This window comes from Actinosynnema sp. NPDC020468 (assembly GCF_040642015.1).
GTDB lineage: Bacteria > Actinomycetota > Actinomycetes > Mycobacteriales > Pseudonocardiaceae > Actinosynnema.
In genome coordinates this window covers 73,007-97,347 of record NZ_JBFAEO010000017.1, presented here as the reverse complement: position 1 = coordinate 97,347, position 24,341 = coordinate 73,007, and the positions used below count along the sequence as shown (strand labels likewise).

The following is a 24,341-nucleotide window of genomic DNA, read 5'->3' as shown; positions in this document are numbered from 1 at the left end:
ACGTCGTCCGGCGCGGTGGAGGTCGCGGATGCCGGTCGGTCGGGGCGCGACGGGGCCGCGTTCCGCGGTCGTGGCGCGGGAATCGGGTGCGGGGGAGGGCGTGTGATGCTGGTCGGTCGAGACGCGGAGCTGGTGCGGTTGTCCGACGCGCTGACCGCCGCGCAGGCGCTGGACGGGTCGTTGGTGGTGATCGGCGGACCGCTGGGCACGGGCAAGTCCGCGCTGGTGCAGTCGCTCCGCCGGATCGCGGCCACCCGCGGCGCGCACGTGCTGCACGCGGCCGCGTCACCGCTGGAGCGGCGGTTCCCGTTCGGGGTGGTGCGGCAGCTGTGCGAGCCCGCCATCGCCGGACTGTCCGAAGAGGACAGACAGGCGGTGTTCGAGGGCATCGCGGACTTCCTGCACCCGGTGTTCGGGCTCAACGGGTGCGAGCTCGACACCGAGTCGCTGCTGCCGGTCAAGCACGCGCTGCTGCACAGCGTCCGGCACCTGCTGACGGTGCTGGGCCGGGACCGGCCGGTGGTGCTGCTGGTGGACGACCTCCAGTGGGCCGACGACGAGTCGTTGCGCTGCCTGGGTTATCTCGTGCACCGGTTGGCCGGGTTGCGCGCGCTGGTCGTCGTCACCACCCGGGACGGCGTGCCGGACGCGGACCGCTCGATCGCCCGGGGCGTGACCGACGGCGCGGGTTGCGTGCTGCGGATGGGAGCGCTCTCGGACGTAGCGGTGCGGGCACTGGTGCGGTCCGGGTTCGGCGAGGAGGGCGGTCGGGCGTTCCTGGACGCGTGCCTCGCGGCCACCGGCGGCAACCCGAGACTGGTGCGGTCGGTGGTGGCCGACCTCGCGGAGTCCGGTGTGCGACCGGTGGACGACAACGCCCACGCGGTGGCCGCGTCCCGGCCCCGGTCCCTGCGGGCCTGGTTCCTGTCCCGGTTGCGGGACCAGACGCCGGCCGCCGCCGCCTACCTGGCCGCGGCGAACGTGCTGGGCGACGCCGACGTCGACCTGGTCGCGCGACTGGCCCGGCTGGCGCCCGTCGACGCCGCCGAGATCGCGCGATCCCTGGTGGCCCAAGGGTTCCTGCTGCCCGGCGGCACCCGGTTCGCGCATCCGTCGGCACGGGCCGCGGTCGAGGTCGCGACCGCCGCGGACGAGGCCGAACGGCTGCACCTGGCCGCCGCCGTGGCGCTGCACCACGCCGGCCGACCCGCCGAGGAGATCGCCGCGCACGTGCTCGCGGTGCCCTCGCGGCAGGAGCGCTGGATGCCGGACGTGATGTTCGAGGCCTCCTCGGCCGCGCTCGCCCGCGGTGTGCACGCCGAGGCCGCCCGCTACCTGCGGCGCGCGCTGCTGGACGTGCCGACGGAGAGCACCCAGCGCGGTCGGTTGCTGGTCGAGTTGGCCGCGGTGGAGAGCGCGGTCGACCCGTCCGCGGCCGTCCGCCACCTGTTGGAGGCGTTGACGGTGCTGCGCTCGGCGGCCGACCGGGCCGCCGCCGTGGTCCGCCTGTCGCCGACCTGCCTCGCGGGCGGGCGGTTCGAGGTCGCGCCGGTGGTGCGGGCGCTCGCCGCGGAACTGGGCGAGCCGGAGGCCGTCACCGGCGCGGAACGCGAACTGCGGCTGCGCGTGCAGGCCCGGTTGCGCTACATCTCCGACGGCGACGTGCGCGACCTGTCCGACGCGGTCGAGCACCTGCGGCGGGTCGAGCACCGGGACCACCTGCGCACGTCGGGCGGCCGCGAGCTGTTGGCCGTGCTGCTGCACGCGGGCGCGCTCACCGGGCGGGTGCACCGGCGGGAACTCGTGTCGCCCGCGTTGCGGTTGCTGCGCGCCGAGTCCGCCGAGTCGGCGACCCTGCACACGTCGCTGCCGATCGTGATCGGCGTGCTGGTGCTGGCCGACCGGACCAAGGAGCTGTCGTCCTGGTTGCGGGCGGCCGAGGACGAGGCGCGCCGGCGGCGGGATCCGGTGGCGCGCAGCGTGGTCGAGGCCGGCACGGCGCTGGTGTTGTTGGCGCGCGGGATGATCGGGCAGGCCGAGGCGGTGCTGACCACGAGCGTGGCGGCGGCCGGCGACTGGTGGTACCCGGCGGTCACCGCGACCGGGCTCGGGTTGGCGTGCGCGGCGGCGCAGTTGCCCGACCTCGGGTGGAGCGAACGGCTGGTCGCCTTGTGCGCCAAGCACGTCGACCACCCGGTGGCCTCGGCGCTGACCCAGTTGTCGCGCGGGTTGCGCGGCGCGGAGGCCGGGCAGCTCCCGGTGGCGCTGGAACGGGTGCTGGACTGCGGGCGGCAGTTGGAGCGGGCCGGGTGGAGCAACCCGGCCGTGCTGCCGTGGCGGTCGCTCGCGGCGGAACTCCAGCTGCGGCTGGGCAACGCCGAGGCGGCGCGGGCGCTGGTGGACGTGGAGCTGACGGCCGCGCAGGCCTGGGGGTCACCGGTCGCGATCGGCCGGGCGCTGCGGTCGATCGGCGTGGTGACGCCCGGACCCGAGGGTGTGCGGTCGATCCGGGACGCGCTGGACGTGCTGGCGCAGTCGGAGAACCGGTGGGAATCGGCCCGTGCCACGGTGGAACTCGCGCAGCGGTTGCGCGAGACGCGTCCGGAGGAGGCGGCCGAACTCGCCGCGCGCGGGCGGTCGCTGACCGCGGCGTGCGGGGTGGCGCCGTCGCCCGATCCCACCTCGTGGACGCGCTCTCGCGGCACGCCCGGCGGTGGCGTGCCCGAGCTGACGCCCGCCGAGTCGCGGGTGGCGAGGCTCGCCGCGCAGGGTCGGACCAACCAGGCCATCGCCGAGCACCTCGACGTGAGCAGCCGGGCCGTGGAGAAGCACCTGACCAGCGTGTACCGGAAGTTGGCGCTGTCCGGGCGGGCCGAGCTGCGGGACGCGCTGGAATCCGCCTGACGCCAAGGGAATCGCGAAGCCCCGGCCGGGTGCCGGGGCTGTCGCGTGCCCGGGCCCGGTCGAGTCCTTCGGTCCGTACCCGGTGGTGGTGTGGACCACCGCGTGAACCACGGTGCGGCCCCGACCCGTGGTGGCGTTGCGTCAGGGTGCCCGCGCGTCAACCGGGTGAACCGTCGCCCGTTGTTCGCAATCCGCGTCACGAAGCGGCACGGCGCGACCGCACCACCACTGCGGACCCCGAACCACCGAACCCCCCGCACCACAGGATTAGCCCGCACCTCCGGTGTTCGGTTGACCCTCGGCTCCGTCGGTTCATATCGTCGGTCCTGTCACCGCTTCGAAAAATCCCTCGTGATGAGCCCCGGCCTGGTCTTCGACCGGCGGCGCGCAGCGGATTCGGTGTCGATTTCGGAGAGGACTGATGACGCAGTGACCCGAGCGATTCTTCCCGCACCGTCCCACCGGGTGGAGTTCCCCGCGCGGCCGCGGGTCGGCACCCACGCCGACGCGTTCCGCTCGTTGTTCGAGAGGTCCGGCACGTGCATGGCCATCGTCGACACGGTGCTGGACGTCCAGGAGGCGAACCGGCAGTTCGTCCGCGAGTTGAACGGGCCGCGCGACGTGGTGGGGCGCAACCTGCTGGACCTGGTGCGGCACGACGGCGGGAGCAGACTGAGACACCGGTTCGCCCAGTTGGCCGACGGGCGGCGGGAGCGGCTGGTGGAGCAGGTGGGGCGGGAGGTGCCCGACGGCGGTGGCGCCTCGGGCACGTTGACGGCGGTGGCGGTGCAGGGACCGGTCGCGGTGGCGTCGGCCATCGTGGTGAGCGTCGACTGGGACACCCGGGGCGGCGACGACGGTTCCCGCGAACGCCGGCCGCTGCTGACCGAGTTGGACGCGCGGATCCTGGAGAACGTCGCGGTGGGGATGTCGACGGTCAAGATCGCGAGCATCCTCTACCTGAGCAGGCAGGGCGTGGAGTACCACGTGGCGACGATGTTGCGGAAGTTGAAGGCGGGCAACCGGGCCGCGCTGGTGTCGCGGGCCTACGCCATCGGCGTGCTGAACGCCGACGCGTGGCCGCCGCGGGTGGACGAGGCCTTCCTGAAGTGACGGCCTCCGCGTGGCTGAGGGTGTTCCACCGCGCCGCGGTCGACGCCCCGGTGCTGGTGTGCTTCCCGCACGCGGGCGGCGCGGCCAACTGGTACCGGTCGCTGTCGGCCGCCTTGGCGCCCGCGGTGTCGGTGGTGGCGGTGCGGTACCCGGGCCGGCACGACCGCCGCGCCGAACCTCCCGTTCCCGACCTGGTGGCGCTGGCCGAGCGGGTGGCTCACGCGTTGCCCCACCCGCCGTACGCGTTCTTCGGCCACAGCATGGGCGCGACGATCGCCTTCGAAACCGCCCGCACCCTGGTCCGCGAGGGCGCGTCGGCTCCGATCCACCTGTTCACGTCCGCCCGCCGCTCCCCAACCCGCAACCGCCGCGAGTGGTCCCACGAGCCGACCGACGCCGACCTGCTGGCGGAGGCGATGACCCTGGGCGCCCCCCGAACCACCACCCCGGCCGCGCTGCCCCTGCTGCGTGCCGCCCTGCCGGCGCTGCGCGCGGACTACCAGGCGGTGGAAACCTACCGCTACCTCCCGGGCCCACCCCTGACCTGCCCGATCACCGCCCTGACCGGGACCACCGACCCGAAGACCACGCCGAGCGACGTGGAGGCGTGGCAGGAACTCACCACCGCCCCCTTCACCCACCACACCTACGAGGGCGGCCACTTCTTCGTCCCCGACCACCTCGCCGCGATCGCCACCATGATCAACTCAACCCTGACCGCCGACCTGCCTGCCGACTCCATCCACCCATCCACCCCAAGTTGAACCACAGAATCGTTCAACAATCCCCTCACCCCACACCTCAACAACCACAACCACCAGCCACGCCCGCAGAAGAATCGCGCCACGGAGTCGCCCCAGCCGCAACCGCAGCCGCTGTGACTGTGGCAACGCACGCTGCGAAAACGCCTGCCCGCAGCGGTTCCCGCGGCACACCCCGCGCCCCGCCCGCAGCCGCACATCCAGTGCCCGACACTCGCACCCGCCGACCAGCACTCCGCATCAGGCACCCGGCTTCCGGCGCCCGGCGACCCGCGACTTGGCGACCGGTGGCCCGCATCCCATGCCTGGCGCCTCGCGCCTCGAATCCGGCGCCCGAGGTCTGACACTCCGCGCCCGGTACCCGCCGCCCGCATCCAGTGCCGGGCACCTCGCGCCTCCGCGCCCGGCATCCAGTGCCCGACCACTCACACACGCCGATCGACACTTCGCATCCGGCACCCGGCGGCTGGAACCCGGTGTCCCGCGACCGGTGTCCGGCGCCGCGTGTCCTGCATCTGGGGTTCGGCCCTGTGCCCGGTGCCCCGCAGTCCGCTCCAGCGCCTGGGGCTCGGCGCGCCTCGCGCCTCGCGTCCGGCACGCGGTGCCCCACACCCGTGCAGCTCGGGCTCGGCAGTCCAGGCCTGACGCGCCGCGCCTCGCATCCGGTGCCTGTCACTCCCGACACCGGTCACTCGACACGGTCACCCGACTCCCAGCGTCCCCACGCCCGGCACCCAAGTGCCCCGGGCGCCCGTCATCCCGGCACCGGTACCCCGGCACCCGGCATCCCGGCGCCCGTCATCGCTGCACCGTCACCCCGGCACCCGAGCACCCGGCTCCCCGGCGCGCGTCACCCCGGCACTCGGTGCCCGTCATCCCAGGCGCCCGTGCCGCTTGCCCGGTGCACAGCGCTCACCGTCTCGGCCTGTTCGCGGCCACCGTTCACTCTCCCCGCAGCGGGCGCCATCGATTCGCGGGATGGGTGTGCCAAGCCCGGTCGGGGTTCGGCGGTTGGTGCCGGGCTTGGCGGGTGTTGAGAGGTTCAATCTGGGGATTGTTGAACGATTCTTGGTGAGGACAAGGGGACGATCGGGGCGGGTCGGGTTGGGTCAGTTCAGGACGTGGCCGTCGGCCGGGCGGGTGGGGCGGCTGCGGCGGAGGTCCAGGTGGACGAAAGTGCGGCGCAGCCAGCGGTCGTTGCCGTCGTAGCGGGGGCGGAAGGCGGTGCGGCCGTGGAGGGTGATGCGGTTGTCCACCAGGGCCAGGTCGCCGGTGCGCAGGACGTGGGTGGTGGAGGTGGCGTCCAGGGCGTGGCTCAGTTCGGTCAGCGCGTCGGCGGCCGTCACGTCCAGCGGGTCGGTGGCGTGGAAGTCGACCCGGATGTCCGGGTCGTCCGGGTGGCCGGTCAGGATCGGGGTCGGGGTGGCGGGCGAGGTCGTGGCGCCGAACGACGGCGGCGGGTTGGTCACGAACCGGGGCTCGAACAACACCGCGCGCACCGACGTCGGCAGCAGCGGCAGGGCCAGGCGGATGCTCGCGGTGCGCAGGCCGGCCCGGTCGTCGTGGTCGTTGCGCAGGCACAGCAACGTCACGTAGTCCGGCCGGTGGTCGTGGAACGCGTTCTCCACGTGCATCTTCAGCGCCGTCGACCCCGCGTTGCCCTGGAAGTCCTCCTGCCCCGGCACCGGCACGACGTTCTGCACCAGCGCGCCGCTTTTCTCCGGCCGGAACGACGTCACCTCGCCCAGCTGCAAGCTGACCAGCACCTGCGCCGCCGCCGAAGCCGACGGCAGGCGTTCGACCGAGCCGGGGTCGGACGGGGTGGCCGGCAGCACGTCGTCCACCGGCAACCCGCGCACCAGCAACGCGCCCGCCGACCCGGGGTCGCGGCGGAACCGGCGCAGGGACTCGCGGACCCGGGCGGGCAGCCGGCACGACAGCGACCGGGCCAGCGCGATCCACTCGGGGGTGTCGATCCGGGCGTCCGGGTCGGCGGTCAGTTCCAGCCCCAGCGACCGGATCGCCTCCCGGTCGGTCGGGTCCAGGGCCAGGACGCCGGCGTCCTCGTGCGCCGGGGACCGGGTGAGGTCGACGTGTGAAGTCACTGGTGCGCCTCCGTGGCGGAGTCGGGACGATTGGGGGCCAGCGTCGTGCCCGGCCGGGCGGCCCACATCACCCATGTGGTCGACCCCGAATCGGCAAATCCCCCGGAACGGCGCACACCCGCGCAACCCGTCATCCGATGGCGAAGTGGGCGATGTGCGCACAACACCGGGAAGAACGACCGGAAGCGGCCCGAAAAACGGCTCCGGCACGGCAATCGGACCTGACCCGGGCGGTCGGGACGCCCGAACCGAAAGCGATTCGACGGGCAACCCGGCAGCCGGGTCGTGAACCTTACCGGCCGGTTCTGGTGTATCACCCAGAATTTCCCGCTTCCCCGTCCGGACAACGCCTTCGCGCGGTGGACGTGACTATGTTTCACAACAGGTGCCCCTCCGGGAGACACTCCGAAAACGGGCAGGGAGGCGGATTTGCACAACGTCGACAGCCACACCGACGCCGAACGGCGGTTGGCCGCCGTGCTCACCGCGGCACGCCGGGACGGCCGGGGCGCGGTCGTGCTGGTCGAGGGCGAGCCGGGCATCGGCCGCACCGAACTCCTCGCCGACGCCGTGCGGTCCGCCCGCGACGCCGGCATCGCCACCCGCACCGCGGGCGCGAACGAGCTGACCCACCTGACCGCGCTCGCGCCACTGGCCGAGGCGCTGGGCGAACCGGTGTGGGACGGCAACCCCATGCGGCTGGCCGCGACCCTGCGCGACCGCGTCACCGCCCTGGCCGCCGCCGGACCGCTGCTCATCGCGCTGGACGACCTCCAGTGGGCCGACCCCATGACCCTCGCCGCGCTCCAGTCGTTCGCGGGCAGCGGTTCCGCGGTGTGGCTGCTCGCGTGCTGCGACGGCGTCGGCGAGGCCACCGCCGTCGGCCGCCTGTTCGACCGCCTCGAGCACTCGGGCGCGACCCGGATCCGCTTGCGCGCCTGGGGATCCGACCGCGTGACCCGCTACGTCACAGACTTCTTCGACGCACCGCCGGACGACGAGCTGACCGCCCTCGTGGCCGGTGCGAACGGCAACCCCGCGCTGCTCTCCGCGCTGCTCCACGGTTTGCGCGAGGAGAACGCGGTCACCCGGCGCGCCGGTCACGTCGTCCAGGCGACCGACGCGCTGCCGGACCGACTGCGCAAAACCGTGCGCGCCAGGCTGGACGGCTGCACCCAGGACACCGTCGCGGTGCTGGAGGTGGCGGCCGTGCTGGGCACCTCGTTCCGGGTGGCCGACGTCGCCGACGTGCTCGGCCGCAGCCCCGCCGACGTGCTGCGCTCACTGCGCCACGCGCTGCGCGCGGGCCTCGTCGACGGCGACCGCGGCGACACCCTGACCTTCCGCCACCCCCTGGTGTGGCAGGCGTTGCGGGTGCTGGTGGCGCCGTCGGCGGCGGCCGCGCTGCACCGCCAGGTGGGCTTGCTCCTGTTGCGCCGCAACACTTCCGCCGTCGTCGTCACCGACCACCTGCTGCGCGGCGCGCTGCCGGGCGACGCGGAGGCGGTCACCGCGCTGGTGTCCGCCGCGACCGCCGCGCTCGACCCGACTCCCGGTGTCGCGGTCGACATCGCCCGCAAGGCCCAGGAGTTGGCCGTGCCGGGCGGCGCCGAGCACCACGCGCTCACCGCGGTGCTGGCCACCGGGTTGCTCCGCCTCGGCCGGCTGGGCGAGGTCGCGGACCTGGTCGGCGACCGGCTCGCCACCGGCCTGCCCACGGCGGTCGAGGCCGGCCTGCGGTCCGTGCTGGCGGTCACGCACGTGCTCGGCGGACGGCACGCGGCCGCCGCCGCGCAGGCCGAGCAGGTGCTGGTGGCGGGCGACGTGGCGCCCGCGACGCGCCGGGTCGCCCGGGCCACCAAGCTGGTCGCGCTGCGCGCCGGTGGGCAGGACGTCCGCGCGCTCGCCGAGGGCGTGCTGGAGGGACGACGTCCGGACGCACCGGGCTCGGACGTCGCGGTGGCGACCGCCGGGCTCGTGCTGGCGCAGGACCGGTGGGACGACGGCGACCTGGCCGCCGGTCCCGAGCTGCTCGGCCACATCACTCCACTGTGGACGGACCTGCCCGCGCCGCACCCGGCCCTGGTGTTCGCCGCCCGGTTCGCCGACATCGGCGACCTCGACCGGGCCACCGCCGCGCTGGCCGCCGCCGAGGCCGACATCGCCCGCACCGGCGGGCTCGTGCACGACGTCCCGGTGCACGTGGTCAAGGCCTGGGTCCGGTTGCGCGCGGGCGACACGGCCGACGCGATCGCCCACGCGAACGCGGGCCTGCGGCTCTCCGCCGACCTCGGGGTCTCCTGGATGGACTCCTTGGCGCACAACGTCCTCGCGACCGACGCGCTGCGGCGCGGCGACCTGGTCCGGGTCCGCGAGCGGCTGGACTCCTCGACCAACGCGCGCACGCCCGAGGACGCGGCCCGGCTCGCGTGGGTCGACGTGCGGGTGGAGGTCGAGCGCACCGATCCGACGCTCGCGCTCGCCACGGTGAAGAACCGGTACGCCGGACTGCTCGACACCCGTTCGCTGTTCCTGCTCGACCCGGCCGCCGCGGCGTGGTTGGCCCGGGTGGCGATCGACGGCGGCGACCGGGGGTTGGCCGGTTTCGCGGTCGCCGCGGCGGAGGAGTTGGCCGCCGCCAACGTGGAGTTCCCGACGTTGGCCGCCGCCGCCGCGCACGCCCGGGGCTTGTTCGACCGCGACCCGATCCCGTTGCGCCGCGCGGTGTCCGCGCACGGCGACCCGTGGTCGCGCGGGTCCGCGGCCGAGGACCTGGCGGTGGTGTCCCAGTCCCGCGGCGTCGACACGGCGGACGTGGTGGCCGCGCTGGACACCGCGATGCGGGAGTACCGGGACGCGGGCGCGACCGGCGACCAGGCCAGGGTGCGCAAGCGCCTGCGCGAGGTCGGGGTGCGGCGCCGGCACTGGATCCACGCCGAACGGCCCGCCTCCGGCTGGGACAGCCTGACCACGACGGAGCGCGAGGTCGCGCACCTGGTCACCGAGGGGCTCACCAACCGGCAGGTCGCGGCCCGGATGTTCGTGTCGCCGCACACCGTCCACGCCCACCTCGGCCGGGTGTTCCGCAAGCTCGGCGTGAACTCGCGGGTCGAGCTGACCGGCCTGCGCCACCAACTGGCCTGACCGCCACGAACCAGGGGGAAACCCAATGCCAGCAACGGACCGGACCCGCGTCGTCGTCACCGGGATCGGGGTGATCTCCAGCATCGGCAACGGCCGGGACGGCTACCTCGCCGGGTTGCGCGCGGGCCGGTGCGGCGTCGGCGACGTGACGTTCTTCGACACCGAGGGTTTCGCCCACGCGCGGATGCACGAGGTGCGCGACTTCGTCTACGACGAGGACCGGACCGAGCACGGCCTGACCACCCAGATGACCGTGGCGGCGGCCCGGATGGCCGTCGAGGACTCCGGCTACGCGCCGAGTTCGTTGCGCGCCAAGCGTTCCCTGGTCGCGATCGGCACCACCGACGGCGACGCGCGCGACGTGGACGAGCTCACCGCCGACGAGGTCCGCAAAGGACTCGCCGACCTGGACGTGGTGCGCGCGAGCAGGTTCCGGCTCGGTCGGGTGCCCGTCGCGGTCGCGAAGGAGTTCGGGTTGACCGACGTGGAGCCGATCGCGCTGCCCGACGTGTGCGCGGCGGGCAACTACGCCATCGGCAACGCGGTCGACGCGATCCGCTCCGGCGACGTGGAGGTGGCGCTGTGCGGCGGCGGTGACACGCCCAACCGCAAGGTGTTCGCCAACATGTACCGGCTGGGCGCGATCTCGCCCGAGGCGTGCCGGCCGTTCGACGCCGACCGCAGCGGCGTGGTGTTCGGCGAGGGCGCGGCGGTCCTGGTGCTGGAATCGCTGGAGTCGGCACGGGCGCGCGGCGCGCGGGTGCTGGCCGAGGTGCTGGACTACAACCTGACCTGCGACGCGTTCCACCCGACCCGGCCGTTGCGGGACATGGTGACCGCGTGCCTGCGCGGCGCCCTGGAGAACGCGGGCGTGGCACCGTCCGAAGTGGACCTGGTGTTCGCGCACGGCACCGGAACGAAGGCGAACGACCCCATGGAGTGCGCCGCGTTCGCCGAGGTCTTCGGCGACACCCCGATCCCGCCGGTGTCCGGCATCAAGTCCATGATCGGCCACACCATGGGCGCGGCCGCCGCGCACTCGTGCGTCGCGGCGATCCTGGCCATGGAGCACGGCTTCCTGCCGCCGACGGTCAACCACGGCGTGCTGGACCCGGACTGCCCGATCGACTGCGTCCCGAACACCGCCCGCCCGGCCCGGCCGCGCACCGTCCTGGTCAACGCGCTCGGTTTCGGCGGCGCGAACGCGGCCGTGGTGCTGCGCGAGTACGAGGACTGAGCACGGCACCGGTCGATTCCCCATTTCCCCGAATTCGAATTCGGGCGCGCCGGCCGGGAATGCCGAATCGCATTCCCGGCCGGCCCGGAATCAAGCGGCCCAGCTGCCGCCGGACGCCACCGATTCGCTGAACGCGAAGTAGAACCTGGTGCCGTCCTTCACGTCGCTCGCCACGACCGTCCACTGCCCGCCCGACGCCGACTTGTACGAGTTGCAGTACTCGGCGCCGGAGCTGGGCTTGAAGCACACCGCGACGTGGCGCGTGCTGGTCGGGCGGATGTTGATGTCACCGCAGTAGGAGGTGGTGGTGAGGTAGCCGGTGGCCGGGTAGTACTGCTCACCGGAGGGCTTGGAGTAGTTGTGCGCGTGGTCGTAGCAGGCCGGGAGCGCCGCGGACGACGGCTCGGCCTGTGCGGCGGGCGTCGCGAGCAGCGCTGCCGACGCGACGAGTGCGAGTGCGCCCAGGACGGACGCGATGCGCTTGACCATGGTGTTCCCCCTGGAATCGACGGTCTGCGCCGAACGGGCCGGACGCGATTCCCCTCGTACCACCAACCCCCTCGGCGGAAATAGTATGCGGCGCTTCGGTCGGGGTGCGACAGAGGTGTTCCGTCGACTTCACTCGAACGGTCGAGGTATTCCAATTGTCGCCGCAGAAAGGGGCCGGTGGTCGTCGGGAATGCGCGTTCCGGCCCGCCGAATTACGCGTCCGGCGGGTCGGCGCGGTGGGAGACTCGCGCGGGCGGCAGGTCGGTCATCGTGGTTCGCACCGACGAGCAGGGGGCTTGCCGATCCCGAACCCGATCCCGTCCGTGCCGCGCCGCGTGACTGCCCGCCCCGGGTCGGGTGCGGGAGAGCGCGGGCCGGGTGCGCGCGATCGCCCGTGACCTGTTCGCACGACTCGCCGAACGCGGTGGCGACCTCGCGGCCGACTTCACCGCCCGCTACCCGCCGGCCGCGCCGCTCGACCTGCTGGGCGTGCCGCCGCACCACCTCGAGGACGCCCTGGACGTGTGCCGGCGAGTGCTCGACCCGGTCGGGGAACTGCGGCACGGCCCGGGCGGCATCCTCGGCCGCCGCCTCACCACCCTGCGGGTGCGCCTCGACAATCCATAATGGACCGTCCATTATGGACAAAATAGGCCACCCGGGGGTCAGGCGGTCAGGGTGACCCCGGCGGGGTCGGAGAAAGGCTCGGGCAGCAGCACGGCCTTCTGCTCGGCGAACCGCCGGCCGGTGTAGCCGAACACCATCGCGCTGTTCTGGCCTCGGGTTTCCGTCGTGAGCGCGCGCCGGGCGGTCGCGGAGTACATGAAGCTGTGCTTCAACCACGCCGCCTCCTCGCCGTGGTGGTCGAACCCGCGGCCGATCGACGCGTGCGCGAACGCGTCGTGCACGGCCCGGAACATGGTGTTCTCGTCGTGGTCGAGCACCGGGTGCGGGTTGTCCGACGCCGCGCTCTCGTAGACCCGCAGCCGCCGGTTGTCCCGCAGGTCCCGCGCCATCGCCGCGGCGTCCGGGTACGGGTCGAGCGGCACCGGCTCGACCGCGACGGCCAAGCCGCCCAGGAGGGGCGACGAGGTCAGGAAGTCGAACTGCCGCAGGGTTTCCTCGCGGAACGCGCGGTAGGCGCCGAGCGCCGCCTCGTCGTACCACGGCGCCTCCAGGTAGGCCGCCGCGATCCGCAGCCCCCGCACCGGGTCGACCACGACGCGGTGGTAGTCGACGTGCGGCACGGGCAACCCCCGCCGCCGGCAGTACCGCAGACCCGCCTCGTCGAGGTAGCGCACCGTCGGGAAGTACTGCACCTCCGCGGTCCCCGGTGCCTCTCCGACCCTGTCGATCCGGCCACTTCGGGCCATGTCGATCACACCTCGCCCCGTGGGTGCGACGGGCCGACCGGCTCGGTCCCGTCGAGTCCGCAGGCCGTCTCCGGCCGCGAGGAGAACAGTAAAAGCGCAGGTGGGAGGCAAGAAAGCATAAGCATGATAGCGCGCAGGGTGCTAGCGTCGCGCACATGGCGGAGACCACGGGCGGCAGTGACCACTTCCCGGAGCACGGCCTGCCGTTCCGGGGCGCGGTCGAGGTCCGCCACGAGCGGTTCGCGAGGCTGCGCGAGTCGTTGATGTTCGACCTGGCCGAGGCGGACGCGGCCACGGCGACGCTCATGGCCTACTGGGGCGACCTGGAGGACCTGCTGTGGTGGTGCCTCCACGAGGAGGTCGACGTGCTCGCCCCGACCACCGCGGACGTCGAGCGCTACCTGGAGGCGCTCCGGGTGGCCGGCTACAGTCCGAACACGGTCGCCCGCCGCGTCACCGCGCTCAGGCGCTTCTACGCGCACCTGGTCGAGCTGGGCGAGTCGGAAACCTCGCCCCTGCACGGGATCCACCGGCGTCGGCCGCGGCCGAGGGCACGCCCGCCGGTCACCCCGAGGCTGACCGCGCGGCAACGGCGTCGGATGCTCGACTCGGCGCGGGACGCCCGCGACCGCGCCGTGCTCGCGCTGCTGTTCGCCGGGATCCCGGTCGCCCAGGTCTGCCGCGCGGTGGTCGGCGACCTGCGCCCGGGACCGCCCGCCGTGCTGGTGGCCACCCACCGCGGCATCCCCGAGACGGTGGAGGTGGGGGAGGAGGCCGCGGCGGCCGTGCGCGCCTACCTGGCCGGCCGGGAGACCGGGCCCCTGGTGGTCGACCGGGAGGGGCGGGCGGTCGACCGGTTCGACCTCAACCGGTTGCTGGCCAGGGTCGCGCGTCAGGCGGGCATCCGATCCCCGGTCGGGCCGTCACGCCTGCCTCAGCGCGCGTCGCGCAACGCCAGGGCGTCCATCCAGAGGTCGCCGACGGACCGGTAGCGCTTCACCGCCGCGGCGTACCGCAGGTAGGCCACCGCGTCCTGGTCCCGCAACACCCGGAGCACCTCCGCCGCCACCTGCTGGCTGGTCACCAGCGCCTGACCGCGCAGCTCGTCCACCACGCGCCTGGTCGCGACCCACGCGAGCTTGTCGACCACCGACGCCGAGCCCCGGCCCTTCGCCGCGCGCACGACCCCGGCGGTGACCTTCCCGACGTGGAACGGTTCCACCCGGCCGTCGCGCTTGACGACCGCGCGGGGCGTGGAGCCCGACACGTCGACGCGCGGCGGGCCGTAGGTCTGCTCCAGCCACTCCAGCAGGTCCTCCAGACCGCGGAACCCGCGCGAGTACTTCGTGCCGCCGAGGAACACCATCGCGTACCGGGCCAGCGCCACGTCGGACTCCGGGCCGCCACCGCGCAGCTGGTCGAGCACCAGGTCCCCGATCTCCTTGCCCGGCACCGGGATGTCCGGCGCCTCGGGCTGGAGGATCTCGAGCACCCGGGCCACGACCCGGTCCACGTCGTCCACCGTCAACCCGGTGCCCAGCGCGGCCTGCCGCACGCCGGCGCGCAGCTTGGCCCGGGAGAACGGCTCGACCCGGCCGTCCCGCTTGCGCACCTTCAGGTACTCGACGGTGATCCGCTCGGCGGTGGAGAAGCGGCCACCGCACCCCGCGCACCGCCGCTTGCGCACGCGGTCGCCCCGGCACAGCCGGGTGTCGAGCACCTTGGTCGCGTCGTGGCCGCAGAAGGGGCAGTCCATGGTCCCGACACTAGATATGGCCACCGGGGGCGACCATCCCGGCGCGGCGTCCCACCGGTAGTCCAACCGACCGGCGTAGCGCGCACGCCGCCAAAGGGGCCACATCTTGGAAGGGGAGAACCACTCAGAGCAATCACGATGGGTGACAGGGCGGCCGAACCGCCACCCGACCCCACGACGAACAGGACGGCCCATGACCGGTTCCACGCGACACGCCACCGTCAGACGACTGCTGATCGCCTCCGCCGCGGCCGGCGGGCTGCTGCTCGCCGCGGTCGCCCCCGCGAACGCCGCGGGCAGCTACATCGGCTCGAACTCCGGCGGGGCCAACGTCCGGACCTGCCCGAGCACCACCTGCGGCTCGCTCGGCTACCTGGGGAACAACACCGGCGTGACCATGCAGTGCTGGATCGACAACCAGTGGGTCTACCCGCCCAGCTCGGACTACGCCTCCAACCGCTGGTTCCGGTCGGCCACGCCGGTCGGCACCGGGTACCTCCACTCGTCCCTCGTCGAGAACCAGACCTCCGTGCCCCACTGCTGACCGGGAGCGCGGGGTCCCGGTCCGGGGCCCCGCGCCGTCACCAGGCCCAGCCCGGTCCGTGCTCGGTGAACTCCACCGTCCACTGAGGACTGTCACCGGCCAGGGCGGCGGCGGTGTCGGCGAGCAGGGCGGCGACCGACGACCAGGTGCCGAAGCCCTCGAAACTCGGGCCGGTGTCCGGGACCAGCGAGCCCACCGCCCCGTACCGCGGCCCGGGGCGCAGTTCCACCAGCAGGTGGCAGCCGGTGCCGTCGGCCGCGATCGGGAACCAGCCGGGTGACCAGCCCCAGAACGCGTCCTCGTCCTCCTCCGGCTCGGACCAGGCGTCCTCGTCCTCGCCGTCCATGCTCTCGATCTCGGTCGCCTGCCGGTGGTTCAGCTCGTCGGTGTAGCGCCGCCACGTCTCCACGCAGTACTCCAGCGACACCAGGATCCAGTGCGGCGGCAGGAGGAACCGGTCGCGGCCGTACGGCGTCACGCCGTCGTGCCGGCGCAGCGACGCCACCAGGTCCGGCGGGAACGGCAGGCCCACGGTGGTCTCGGCGGCGCCGACGGCCGCGGCGGAGGCGGGTGGCGACAGCCGCTCGGCGGCGGCCGGGGCTGTGGCGTGCAACCACTTCTCGATGCGGTCCCAGGACTCCTCGACCGGTGCGCTCACCCCCTCGAGTCTGCCAAAGCGCGGGCCGACTCGAGGGCCTGGGTGAACGCGCGCACCGCGTTGAGCCCGCGCGCGTCGGCCGCGCCGCCGATCACCACGTGCGGCACGCCGGCGTCGACCAGCAGCGGCACCAGCGCCGCCTCGGGTTCCTGCCCGGCGGCCACCACCACGGAGTCCGCCGGCACCACCCGGTCCGCGCCGTCCGCGTCCACGACGTGCACGCCGTCGCGCGCCACGAACCGGTACGCCACCCCGGTCACCAGGTCGACGCCCCGGCGGCGCAGCGCGTCCACCACGGCCCACCTCGTGCTGCGGCCCATGCCCGCGCCGATCCGGCCTGACCGGCGCAGCACCGTGATCCGGCGGGGAGCGGGTGGCGGCGGCGGTCCGGGCGCCAACCCGTGCTCGGCCAGGAACGCGGGCACCGGGTCGGCCGGCGTGTGGCTCAACAGGTGCGCCAGGTCGACCGCGATGCCACCGCCGCCGATCACCGCCACCGCGTCGCCCAGCAGGTCGGGACGGGTGAACGCGGCGCGGTAGTCGACCACGTGCGGCAGGTCAGCGCCGGGCAGGTCGACCCGCCGCGGCCGCACCCCGGTCGCCAGCACCACGCCGGTGAACCCGACCAGCGGACCGGCCTCGGTGACGGGGCACGACAAGTGCACCGGCACGCCGAACCGGCGCAGTTCGGCGGTCAGGTAGTCGACGGTCGCGCCGAAGTCCTCCTTGCCCGGCACGAGTCTCGCCCACCGGAACTGGCCGCCCGGCTCGGCGTCGGCCTCGAACACCTCGACCTCGTGACCGAGTTCGGCCAGCACCCGGGCGGCCTCCAACCCCGCCGGGCCGGCGCCGACCACCGCGTACCGGCCGGGTCGCCGGGTCCGCACGACCGGGAGCTCCCACTCCCGGCCGGCGCGCGGGTTCACCATGCAGGACACCGGTTCCGAGCCCAGCGACCGGTCGACGCACGCCTCGTTGCACGCCACGCACACGTTGACCGGCGCGGACGTCCGGGCCTTCGCGACGATCAGCGGGTCGGCGAGCAGCGGTCGGGCCATCGACACGAAGTCGGCCGCGCCCGCGGTCAACACCTCGGCCGCCTGCCCGATCCGGTTGATCCGGTTGGCCGCGATCACCGGCGTGCCAAGGCCTTCCGCGACCAGCGCGCGCTTCACCGCCGCCGCGTGCCCGACCCACGCGCCGTGCGGCACGATCGCCTGCACGGTCGGCACCCGGGACTCGTGCCAGCCCACGCCGAGGTCGATCGCGTCCACGCCCGCGCGCGCCAACTCCACCGCGAACGCCACGTTCTCCGCCACCGACGTCGAGCCCGGCACCAGGTCGGCCGCCGACATCCGGAACAGCAGCGGGAAACCCGGCGCGGCGGCGCGGATCGCGCGCACCACCTCCAGCGGGAACCTCGACGGCTCGCCCCACCGGTCCGCGCGCAGGTTGGTCACCGGCGAGCGGAACTGGTTGACCAGGTACCCCTCCGAGCCCATCACCTCGACCGCGTCGAAACCCAGGTCCCGCGCCAGCACCGCGCCCGCCGCGAAGTCCGCGACCGTGCCCTTGACCTGCTCGTCGGTCAGCACCTCGGGTTCCTCGCCGCCGTACAACCTGCTGGGCACCGCCGAGGGCGCCACGGGCCGACTCGTGTACCGGCCCGCGTGGAACAGTTGCAGCGCGATCCGGCCGCCCGCCGCGTGCACCGCCGACGCCCACGCGGCGAGCGCGGGGTGCCGGCGCGGGTCGTCCAGCGCCAGGAAGCCCGCGCCACCGCGGTAGTTCACCGCGCAGCCGCCGGTGATGATCAACCCGACCTCGCCGCGGGCCCGCTCGGCGTAGAACGCGGCCGCGGCGGCGCCGTCGTCGCGGCACTCCAGGTTCAGGTGCATCGCGCCCATGACGATCCGGTTGGGCAGCACCAGGGAGCCGATGGAACCAGGCCGGAACACGCTGTCCCACAAGGTGATCAGTCCCGGCGGACCGGACGCGGCGGCAGGTGCAGCGGCGGGTGCGTGTCGGCGAAGAACGGCGGCGCGACCACGCTCAGCCCGCCGTCGACCACCAGCGTCTGCCCCGTCACGTACTCCGAGTCCGGCGCCAGCAGGAACGCCACGCACCGGGCCACCTCGGCGGCAGTGCCGGCCCGGGCCTTGGGGATCCGGTCCAGCACCGTGTCGATGTCGGCCATGCCGGGCACCGCGTAGAAGTACTCCAGCGAGTCCGACGCGATCAGGCCGCCGTTGACCGCGTTCACGTTGATCCCGTACGGCGCGAACTCCACCGCCATGTACCGGACCCACGCCTCGATCGCGGCCTTCATCGCGCCGAGCGTCGCGTAGGTCGGGTACGCGCGGGTGCTGCCGTAGCTGGACAGCGCGACGATCCGGCCGCCGGAGTCCATCAGCCGCACCGCGTGCTGCGCGCCCAGCACGAACGGCCGCAGGTTCATCGCGTAGGACCGGTCGAGGTGGTGCCTCTCCAGGTCCATGATGTTCTTGAACGCGCTGGCCGCCGCGTTGGACACGAAGTGGTCGAGCCGGCCGAACTCCGCGTGCACCGCGTCGAACAGCGAGGCCACGCCGTCCTCGGACTCCACGTCGGCCTGCACCGCCAACGCGCGCCCGCCGCGTGCCTCGACCTCCACCACGGTCTTCTCGGCCAGGTCCGCGTTCTTCTTGTAGTTCACCACGATCGCGGTGCCGGGCTCGGCGAGGGTGAGCGCCAGCTCCCGGCCGATGCCGCGCGACGCGCCGGTGATCAGGACGACCCGCTCGCTCATCGGACGCCCTCCGCGCGACCCAGCAGCTCCCGCAGCACGATCGACTTCTGGGCCTCGTTCGTGCCCTCCTCGAACCGCTGCGCCCGCGCGTCCCGGTACACCCGCTCGATCGGGCTGGACTTCCAGTACCCCGAACCGCCGTGCACCTGGAGCGCCCGATCGGTGACCCGACCCAGCATGTCGACCGCGATCAGCTTGGCCATCGAGGACAGCTTGGGCGCGGCGGGGTCGCCGTCCTCCCACTGCCGCGCGGCGTGCTTGACCAGCTGCCGGGCCGCCTCGATCTCCGCCTCGTTCTCGGCCAGCATGAACCCGATGGCCTGCCGCGAGGTCAGCGGCTTGCCGAACGTGGTCCGGCCGCGCGCGTAGTCCAGCGCCAGCTCCTGGGCGCGCACGGCCAGGCCCACGCAGCTCATCGCGACCGAAATCCGGGACGGGGTCAGGAAACCGCCCAGCGCGACGGCCAGGCCCTGCCCCTCCTCGCCGAGCCGGTTGGCCACCGGCACCGGCGCGCGGTCGAACGTGAGCCGCGCGTGGTCGGTGCCGGTGACGCCGAGGGTGTCCGAGGTGTCCTCGACCGTGACGCCCTCGGCGTCGCGCGGCACCATCAGCGCCACCGTGCCCTCGTGGCCGCTGCTGCCCGCGAGCCGGGCCGTCACCAGCCAGTAGTCGCACCGCACGCCGAACGTGATCATGTGCTTGGTGCCGGTCAGCAGGTAGTGGTCGCCGTCCCGGGTCACGGTGGACCTGATGTCCGCGCCGGAGCCCGCGGCCGGCTCGGTCAGCGTGAACGCGACCTTCAGCGCGCCCGCGATCGACGGCAGCACGAACCGCCGCCGCTGCTCCTCGGTCGCGAACGCGTCCATGGCGCGCCAGGTCCCGTTGACCACGTGCACGATCATCCGCAGCGAGCCGTGCGACCGGGAGAACAGCTCCATCAGGTCCATCCACTGCGGGAACGACAGGCCGCGGCCGCCGTGGGAGACCGGCGCGGCGAGCGCGAGGAAACCCCGGTCCCGCAACTCGGTCCACAGCTGTTCGGGCACCTCGCCGGTGGCCTCGATGCGGTCCGCCCAGCGCTCGCCCTCACCGGAGACGAACTCGGCGACCTCGGCGCGCAACCGGTCGAACTCGATCGGGTCAAGCCCGCGCACGGGCGCGGCGGACGTGAGTGTCACGCGTTTTCACTCCTCGACTAGTGGCGGGCGCAGCGACTTCGCCCGCTCCCGGAGAACGAACTTCTGCACCTTGCCGCTGGGGTTGCGCGGCAGGCGCGGCACGACCTCGACGCGTTCGGGCCAGTAGTACTTCGACACGGCGTGCTGGTCGAGGTGCTTGCGGGCGGCGTCCAGGTCGAAGTGGGCGTCCGGCGCGAGCACCACGAACGCGCACCCGCGTTCGCCGAGGCGTTCGTCCGGCATCCCGACCAGGGCGACGTCGAGCACCGACGGGTGCCGGTACAGCAACTCCTCGATCTCCGCGACGGGCACCTTCTCGCCGCCGCGGTTGATCACGTCCCGCACCCGGCCGGTGATCCGCACGTACCCGGCCTCGTCGATGACCGCGAGGTCACCGGTCCGGTACCAGCCGTCGGCGGTGTAGGCCTGCTCGGTCAGGTCCGGCCGCTCGTGGTAACCCTCGAAGCAGGTGTCGGACTTCAGCTCGAAGTTGCCCTCGACCCCGTGCGGCAGCACGGTTCCCGCGTCGTCGGTGACGCGCAGCAGCGTGCCGTCCATGGCCCGGCCGTCCGAACCCCACACCGCGTCGCCGCCGTCGTCCGGGCCGGACAGCGAGCCCAGGCACGTCTCGGTGGTGCCGAACGCGCCGCACACCGCGACCTCCAGCCGCCGCGTCGCCCGCTGCGCCAACGCCCGCGGCACGGCGGCGCCGGTCGCCACGAACACCCGCAGCGTCGGCGGCGCGGTCTCGCCGTGCTCCACCGCCGCGGTCAGGTCGGCCAGGAACGGCGTGGCGGCCTGGACGAACGTGCCGCCGTGGTCGCGCAACGCCCGCAGACCCGCCTTCGGGTCCCACACCGCCTGCACGATCGTCGTCGCGCCGAGCCGGATCGCGAGCCACATCCCGTACAGGAAACCGGTTTGGTGGGCGAGCGGTGACGGCACGTACACCGTGTCGGCGTCGGTGAGCCCGAGCCTGGCCGCCTGCGCGGCGACCGCGCGGTCCAGCGTGCCGTGCCGGTGCCGCACGCCCTTGGGCTCACCGGTGGTGCCCGAGGTGAACAGCAGCTGCGCGGTCGTGCCCGCCGCCGGGTCCAGTGCGTCGAGCGCCGCCCGGTCGACGGTGGTCGCGCGCAGCACTTCCCAGTCGTGCCAACGGGTTCCGCCCGCGTCGGCGGGCACCTGCGGCCGACCGCCGATCACCACCACGTGCTCCAGGGCGCCGGTCGACTCCGGCTCGGTCAACCACTCCGAGATCTCCGCGGCGTGCGCCCGGTCCCGGAACCGCTCCACCGTCACGAGAACCCGCGCGCCGGCGCGGCGCAGCATGAACTCGATCTCGCGGTTGCGGAAGATCGGCATGAGCGGGCAGCACACCGCGCCGATCCGCAGCACCGCGAGCGCCAGCTCCACGAACTCCGCGCGGTTGGGCAGCTGGAAGGCGACCGGCTCGCCGGGCCGCACACCCAGGCGCAGCATCGCGGTCGCGGTGCGGTCCACCCGTTCGTCCAGCTCGCGCCAGGTGACCTCGGTGGTCCGGTCCGGCGCCACGTCGACCAGCGCGACCTCGTCCGGGCGTTCGACGGCCCAGCGGCGCACCCGGGCGGGCAGCGACTCGGCCGGCGGCCGGTGGCTGCCGTCGCGGACCGCGATCGGCACGCCCAACCCGGTGAGGTCGCGCAGGAAACCGGGGTAGGAGATCCGGTAGGCGTTGGGGTAGCTCAACCTGGTGTCGCCGGTGGCCGCGGAACCCGCCACCGCCAACGACATCAGCACCCGGTGGTCGTTGAAGGACGACAGCGCCGCGCCGCTCAGCCGACGCGCGCCGCGCACCACCAGCCGGTCGCCGTCGATCCGCACGTCACCGCCCATCCGGTTGAGCTGGACCATCGCCGCGACCCGGTCGGACTCCTTGAGCCGCACGTGATCCACGTGCTCGAACACCGTGTCGCCCTCGGCGAAGCACGCCAGGGTGCTCAGCACCGGAAGCATGTCCGGCACCTCGCGACAGTCCACAGTGGTCCCGTTCAGCCGCGCGCCGTCGTGCCGGATGCGCACGCCGCCGTCGACCTGCTCCAGCGGCACGCCCATGTCCCGCACGATCCGCAGGAACGCCCACTCGGGGTGGTCGGACGCGTCGCCCTCCAGGTGCGTGATGCCGTCCAGCAGCACGTCGGCCGGCCGGATCGCGGCGGCCACCACGGCGAACGCGGCCGAGCCCAGGTCGGGCGGCAGCACCAGCTCGGCGGGCGTCGCGGTCTGGTCCGGCTCGACCTCGAACCGCCGCCAGTCCGGCGACACCGCGACCCGCAGGCCGAAGCGGCGCATCATCGACACGGTCAGCTCGACGTACGGGCGCTCGTTCAGCTCGCCCGACACCTCGACCACCGTCGGACCGGTGGCGAACGGCGCGGCCAGCAGCAGCCCGGACACCCACTGGGACAGGGTTCCCGGCACGGTCACCGTTCCGCCGCGCGGTCGGCCGGGGGAGACGAGCACCGGCAGCCGGTCGCCGTCGGCCCGGATGCCCAGGTCGCGCAACGCGGTCAGCAGCGGGCCGATCGGCCTGCGCTGGAAGTACTTCTGGCCGGTGATCGTGACGGGTCGGTCGGCGAGCGCGGCCAGGCCGAGCATGAAGTACAGCGTGGTGCCGGAACTGCCGGCGGTGACGGTGTCGCGGACGGGCCGGTACCGGCCGCCGCGCACGGTGTAGCCGGTGGCGTCCTCGGTCAGGTCGGTGCCGAGGCCGTGCAGCAGGCCCCGGGTGTATCCGACGTGGCGGGCGTCGCTGACGCCGCGGATCCGGCTCTCTCCCTCGGCGAGCGAGGCGAGCACGAGTGCCCGGTGGGCGTGGTACTTCGAGGGCGGTACGGCGATCCGGCCGGTCAACGGCCCGGCGCCGCGCCGAACGTGCAGGTGCATTGGTGACTCCCGTCAGGGATCAGCCGAGGACGTCGCCGTCCAGGGAGCGAACGGGCCGGGTGCGGCGGGAGTCGACGTGCACGGACACGCGGTGCAGCCAGCGGTCCCGCCCGTCGTAGCGCGCGCGGAACGCGGTCCGGCCGTGCAGGGTGATCCGGTTGTCGACGATCGCGAGATCGCCCGTGCGCAGGGTGAACGTGCGCGCGGACCGGTCGAACGCGTGGTCGAGCTCGGCCAGCGCCTGCTTCGCCTCCTCGTCCAGCGGCTCGGTGCAGGCGAAGTCCACCTGGACGTCGGGGTCGTCCGGGTGTCCGGAGAGGACGGACGCGGGCTCGGCCGGTCCGGCCGAGTCGCCGAACGAGCGCGGCGGGTGGGTGATGAAGCGCTGCTGCGCCAACACCTCCCGGCTGCGGTCGGACACCAGCGGCAGCGCCCGGCGGATGCTGGCGGTGCGCAGGGCGGCCACGTCCTCGTGGTCGTTGCGCAGGCACAGCAGGGAGACGTAGTCGGGTCGGTGCGGGTGGAAGCCGTTCTCGATGTGCATCTTGAGCGGCGCGGAGCCCTCGTTGCCCTGGAAGTCCTCGCGGCCGGGCACCGGCACGATGTTCTGCACCAGCGCGCCGCCCTTCTCCTGGCGGAACGCGGTGATGTCGCCCAGTTGCAGGGCGGTCAGCGCGATCGAGGCGGTGGACGTCGTGGGGTGCCGTTCCACGGAGCCGGACTCCGACGGCGTCGGCGGCAACCGGTCGGCGTCGACGGGGAGACCGCTGACCACCAGCACGCCCTCCTCGCCGGGATCGCGCTGGAACCGCCGGATCGCCTCGCGGAGGTGGAGGGGGAGGGTGCAGGACAGGTCGCGCGCGGCGGCCACCCACTCCGGCGTGTCGATCAGCGCGCCCGGGTCGCCCGAGAGCGCCTCGGCGAGCGCGCGCACCACGTGCCGGTCGTCTTCGGTGAGGACCACGGTGGTCGGCTCGATCACCGACCTCGGGATGTCGGGCGGGGGCGTCATGTGGCTTCGTCCTTTCACGACCGGGTCTGCGGCCAGCCTCCCCAGGACGAACCACGCGCCACATCACCCATGCGGTCAGGTCGACCCGGAAATCACCTAGACGCCGGGTGTCCGGTGGTCGTGGGCCGACCGCAGGTCGCCCGGGGTTCGCCCCTCGCGGCGGTCGGGTTTCGGAGCCGGTGCGCGGTGGTCGCCCGCGACGGTTGGGAGGTTGTCGCCGAGTGCCGCCGGGTCGGGTTCTCCGGGTTCTCCGGGTTCGCGTTGCGGGCGGTGGCGGGTTCGCGGTTGCCGGCTCGGGCGGCCGGTGGTTGCTAAGGGCTTCCCGGCCGTGGATGCCAACTTGGGTGATGTGGGTCC

General features: G+C 73.7%; 18 protein-coding genes. 8 read left to right on the top strand and 10 right to left on the bottom strand.

Going from position 1 to position 24,341, the window contains the following annotated elements:
- Positions 1-105: 105 nt before the first annotated feature.
- From AB0G50_RS14855 to AB0G50_RS14845, 3 genes are all read left to right on the top strand, one after another.
- Positions 106-2,904, top strand: a complete 2,799-nt coding sequence (locus AB0G50_RS14855) for an AAA family ATPase (protein ID WP_360107486.1) — start codon at positions 106-108, stop codon at positions 2,902-2,904.
- A 465-nt stretch (positions 2,905-3,369) separates the two neighbouring features.
- On the top strand, positions 3,370-4,017 hold the full coding sequence (locus AB0G50_RS14850) for a LuxR C-terminal-related transcriptional regulator (protein ID WP_360107483.1): 648 nt from the start codon (positions 3,370-3,372) through the stop codon (positions 4,015-4,017).
- Complete coding sequence (locus AB0G50_RS14845) at positions 4,014-4,781, top strand: thioesterase domain-containing protein (RefSeq protein WP_360107480.1); 768 nt, start codon at positions 4,014-4,016, stop codon at positions 4,779-4,781. The genes AB0G50_RS14850 and AB0G50_RS14845 overlap by 4 nt, the downstream gene beginning before the upstream one ends.
- Before the next feature lie 1,106 nt (positions 4,782-5,887).
- Here the strand turns inward: AB0G50_RS14845 and AB0G50_RS14840 are convergent.
- Positions 5,888-6,883, bottom strand: a complete 996-nt coding sequence (locus AB0G50_RS14840) for a TauD/TfdA family dioxygenase (protein WP_360107477.1) — start codon at positions 6,881-6,883, stop codon at positions 5,888-5,890.
- Positions 6,884-7,312: 429 nt separating this feature from the next.
- On the opposite strand from AB0G50_RS14840, the gene AB0G50_RS14835 reads away from it, so the two are divergent.
- A complete protein-coding gene (locus AB0G50_RS14835) occupies positions 7,313-10,027 on the top strand; it encodes a LuxR C-terminal-related transcriptional regulator (protein WP_360107474.1) in 2,715 nt (904 codons plus the stop codon).
- A gap of 25 nt (positions 10,028-10,052) precedes the next feature.
- Complete coding sequence (locus tag AB0G50_RS14830) at positions 10,053-11,264, top strand: beta-ketoacyl-[acyl-carrier-protein] synthase family protein (RefSeq protein ID WP_360107471.1); 1,212 nt, start codon at positions 10,053-10,055, stop codon at positions 11,262-11,264.
- Between the two features lie 90 nt (positions 11,265-11,354).
- On the opposite strand, the gene AB0G50_RS14825 is transcribed toward AB0G50_RS14830, so the two are convergent.
- Positions 11,355-11,753, bottom strand: coding sequence for a hypothetical protein (locus tag AB0G50_RS14825; RefSeq protein ID WP_360107468.1), 399 nt, complete (start codon positions 11,751-11,753; stop codon positions 11,355-11,357).
- Between the two features lie 357 nt (positions 11,754-12,110).
- Here AB0G50_RS14825 and AB0G50_RS14820 point away from each other — a divergent pair, with 357 nt between their 5' ends.
- The gene (locus AB0G50_RS14820) at positions 12,111-12,380 is read left to right on the top strand and encodes a hypothetical protein (RefSeq protein WP_360107465.1); all 270 of its coding nucleotides are present in this window, start codon (positions 12,111-12,113) and stop codon (positions 12,378-12,380) included.
- A 38-nt stretch (positions 12,381-12,418) separates the two neighbouring features.
- Here the strand turns inward: AB0G50_RS14820 and AB0G50_RS14815 are convergent, their stop codons facing one another.
- Positions 12,419-13,072, bottom strand: coding sequence for a hypothetical protein (locus AB0G50_RS14815; RefSeq protein ID WP_360107462.1), 654 nt, complete (start codon positions 13,070-13,072; stop codon positions 12,419-12,421).
- A gap of 209 nt (positions 13,073-13,281) precedes the next feature.
- On the opposite strand from AB0G50_RS14815, the gene AB0G50_RS14810 reads away from it, so the two are divergent.
- A complete protein-coding gene (locus AB0G50_RS14810; RefSeq protein ID WP_360107459.1) occupies positions 13,282-14,118 on the top strand; it encodes a site-specific integrase in 837 nt (278 codons plus the stop codon).
- Here the strand turns inward: AB0G50_RS14810 and AB0G50_RS14805 are convergent.
- Positions 14,061-14,882 (bottom strand): ATP cone domain-containing protein, encoded by an 822-nt coding sequence (locus AB0G50_RS14805; RefSeq protein WP_360107456.1) that lies wholly within the window; start codon positions 14,880-14,882, stop codon positions 14,061-14,063. The two genes, AB0G50_RS14810 and AB0G50_RS14805, sit on opposite strands and share 58 nt — an antisense overlap.
- A gap of 193 nt (positions 14,883-15,075) precedes the next feature.
- Here AB0G50_RS14805 and AB0G50_RS14800 point away from each other — a divergent pair, with 193 nt between their 5' ends.
- Positions 15,076-15,426 carry a hypothetical protein gene (locus AB0G50_RS14800; RefSeq protein ID WP_360107453.1) on the top strand — a complete coding sequence of 117 codons (351 nt, stop codon included), beginning with the start codon at positions 15,076-15,078 and terminating at the stop codon, positions 15,424-15,426.
- A gap of 37 nt (positions 15,427-15,463) precedes the next feature.
- Here the strand turns inward: AB0G50_RS14800 and AB0G50_RS14795 are convergent, their stop codons facing one another.
- From AB0G50_RS14795 to AB0G50_RS14770, 6 genes are read right to left on the bottom strand one after another with little or no spacing between them, the layout of a single operon-like run.
- Positions 15,464-16,084: an SMI1/KNR4 family protein gene (locus tag AB0G50_RS14795; protein ID WP_360107450.1), complete on the bottom strand. Its 621-nt coding sequence runs from the start codon at positions 16,082-16,084 to the stop codon at positions 15,464-15,466.
- Positions 16,081-18,042, bottom strand: a complete 1,962-nt coding sequence (locus AB0G50_RS14790) for an FAD-dependent oxidoreductase (RefSeq protein ID WP_360107447.1) — start codon at positions 18,040-18,042, stop codon at positions 16,081-16,083. Before AB0G50_RS14790 ends, AB0G50_RS14795 begins: the two co-directional genes overlap by 4 nt.
- A 17-nt stretch (positions 18,043-18,059) precedes the next feature.
- Positions 18,060-18,872 carry an SDR family oxidoreductase gene (locus tag AB0G50_RS14785; RefSeq protein WP_360107444.1) on the bottom strand — a complete coding sequence of 271 codons (813 nt, stop codon included), beginning with the start codon at positions 18,870-18,872 and terminating at the stop codon, positions 18,060-18,062.
- Positions 18,869-20,050, bottom strand: a complete 1,182-nt coding sequence (locus tag AB0G50_RS14780) for an acyl-CoA dehydrogenase family protein (RefSeq protein ID WP_360107441.1) — start codon at positions 20,048-20,050, stop codon at positions 18,869-18,871. Before AB0G50_RS14780 ends, AB0G50_RS14785 begins: the two co-directional genes overlap by 4 nt.
- 6 nt (positions 20,051-20,056) lie before the next feature.
- A complete protein-coding gene (gene aroA / locus AB0G50_RS14775) occupies positions 20,057-22,972 on the bottom strand; it encodes a 3-phosphoshikimate 1-carboxyvinyltransferase (RefSeq protein ID WP_360107438.1) in 2,916 nt (971 codons plus the stop codon).
- 19 nt (positions 22,973-22,991) lie between these two features.
- Entirely contained in the window at positions 22,992-23,984 is a 993-nt protein-coding gene (locus AB0G50_RS14770; protein WP_360107435.1) for a TauD/TfdA family dioxygenase, read from the bottom strand.
- Positions 23,985-24,341: the final 357 nt, after the last annotated feature.

What these genes read in the sequence shown, in the direction of transcription:
- AB0G50_RS14855 (WP_360107486.1), top strand. Translation starts at nt 106, where the DNA reads ATGCTGGTCGGTCGAGACGCGGAGCTGGTGCGGTTGTCCGACGCGCTG.
- AB0G50_RS14830 (WP_360107471.1), top strand. Translation starts at nt 10,053, where the DNA reads ATGCCAGCAACGGACCGGACCCGCGTCGTCGTCACCGGGATCGGGGTG.
- AB0G50_RS14825 (WP_360107468.1), bottom strand. Translation starts at nt 11,753, where the DNA reads ATGGTCAAGCGCATCGCGTCCGTCCTGGGCGCACTCGCACTCGTCGCG.
- AB0G50_RS14810 (WP_360107459.1), top strand. Translation starts at nt 13,282, where the DNA reads ATGGCGGAGACCACGGGCGGCAGTGACCACTTCCCGGAGCACGGCCTG.
- AB0G50_RS14805 (WP_360107456.1), bottom strand. Translation starts at nt 14,882, where the DNA reads ATGGACTGCCCCTTCTGCGGCCACGACGCGACCAAGGTGCTCGACACC.
- AB0G50_RS14800 (WP_360107453.1), top strand. Translation starts at nt 15,076, where the DNA reads ATGACCGGTTCCACGCGACACGCCACCGTCAGACGACTGCTGATCGCC.
- AB0G50_RS14785 (WP_360107444.1), bottom strand. Translation starts at nt 18,872, where the DNA reads ATGAGCGAGCGGGTCGTCCTGATCACCGGCGCGTCGCGCGGCATCGGC.
- aroA (WP_360107438.1), bottom strand. Translation starts at nt 22,972, where the DNA reads ATGCACCTGCACGTTCGGCGCGGCGCCGGGCCGTTGACCGGCCGGATC.
- AB0G50_RS14770 (WP_360107435.1), bottom strand. Translation starts at nt 23,984, where the DNA reads ATGACGCCCCCGCCCGACATCCCGAGGTCGGTGATCGAGCCGACCACC.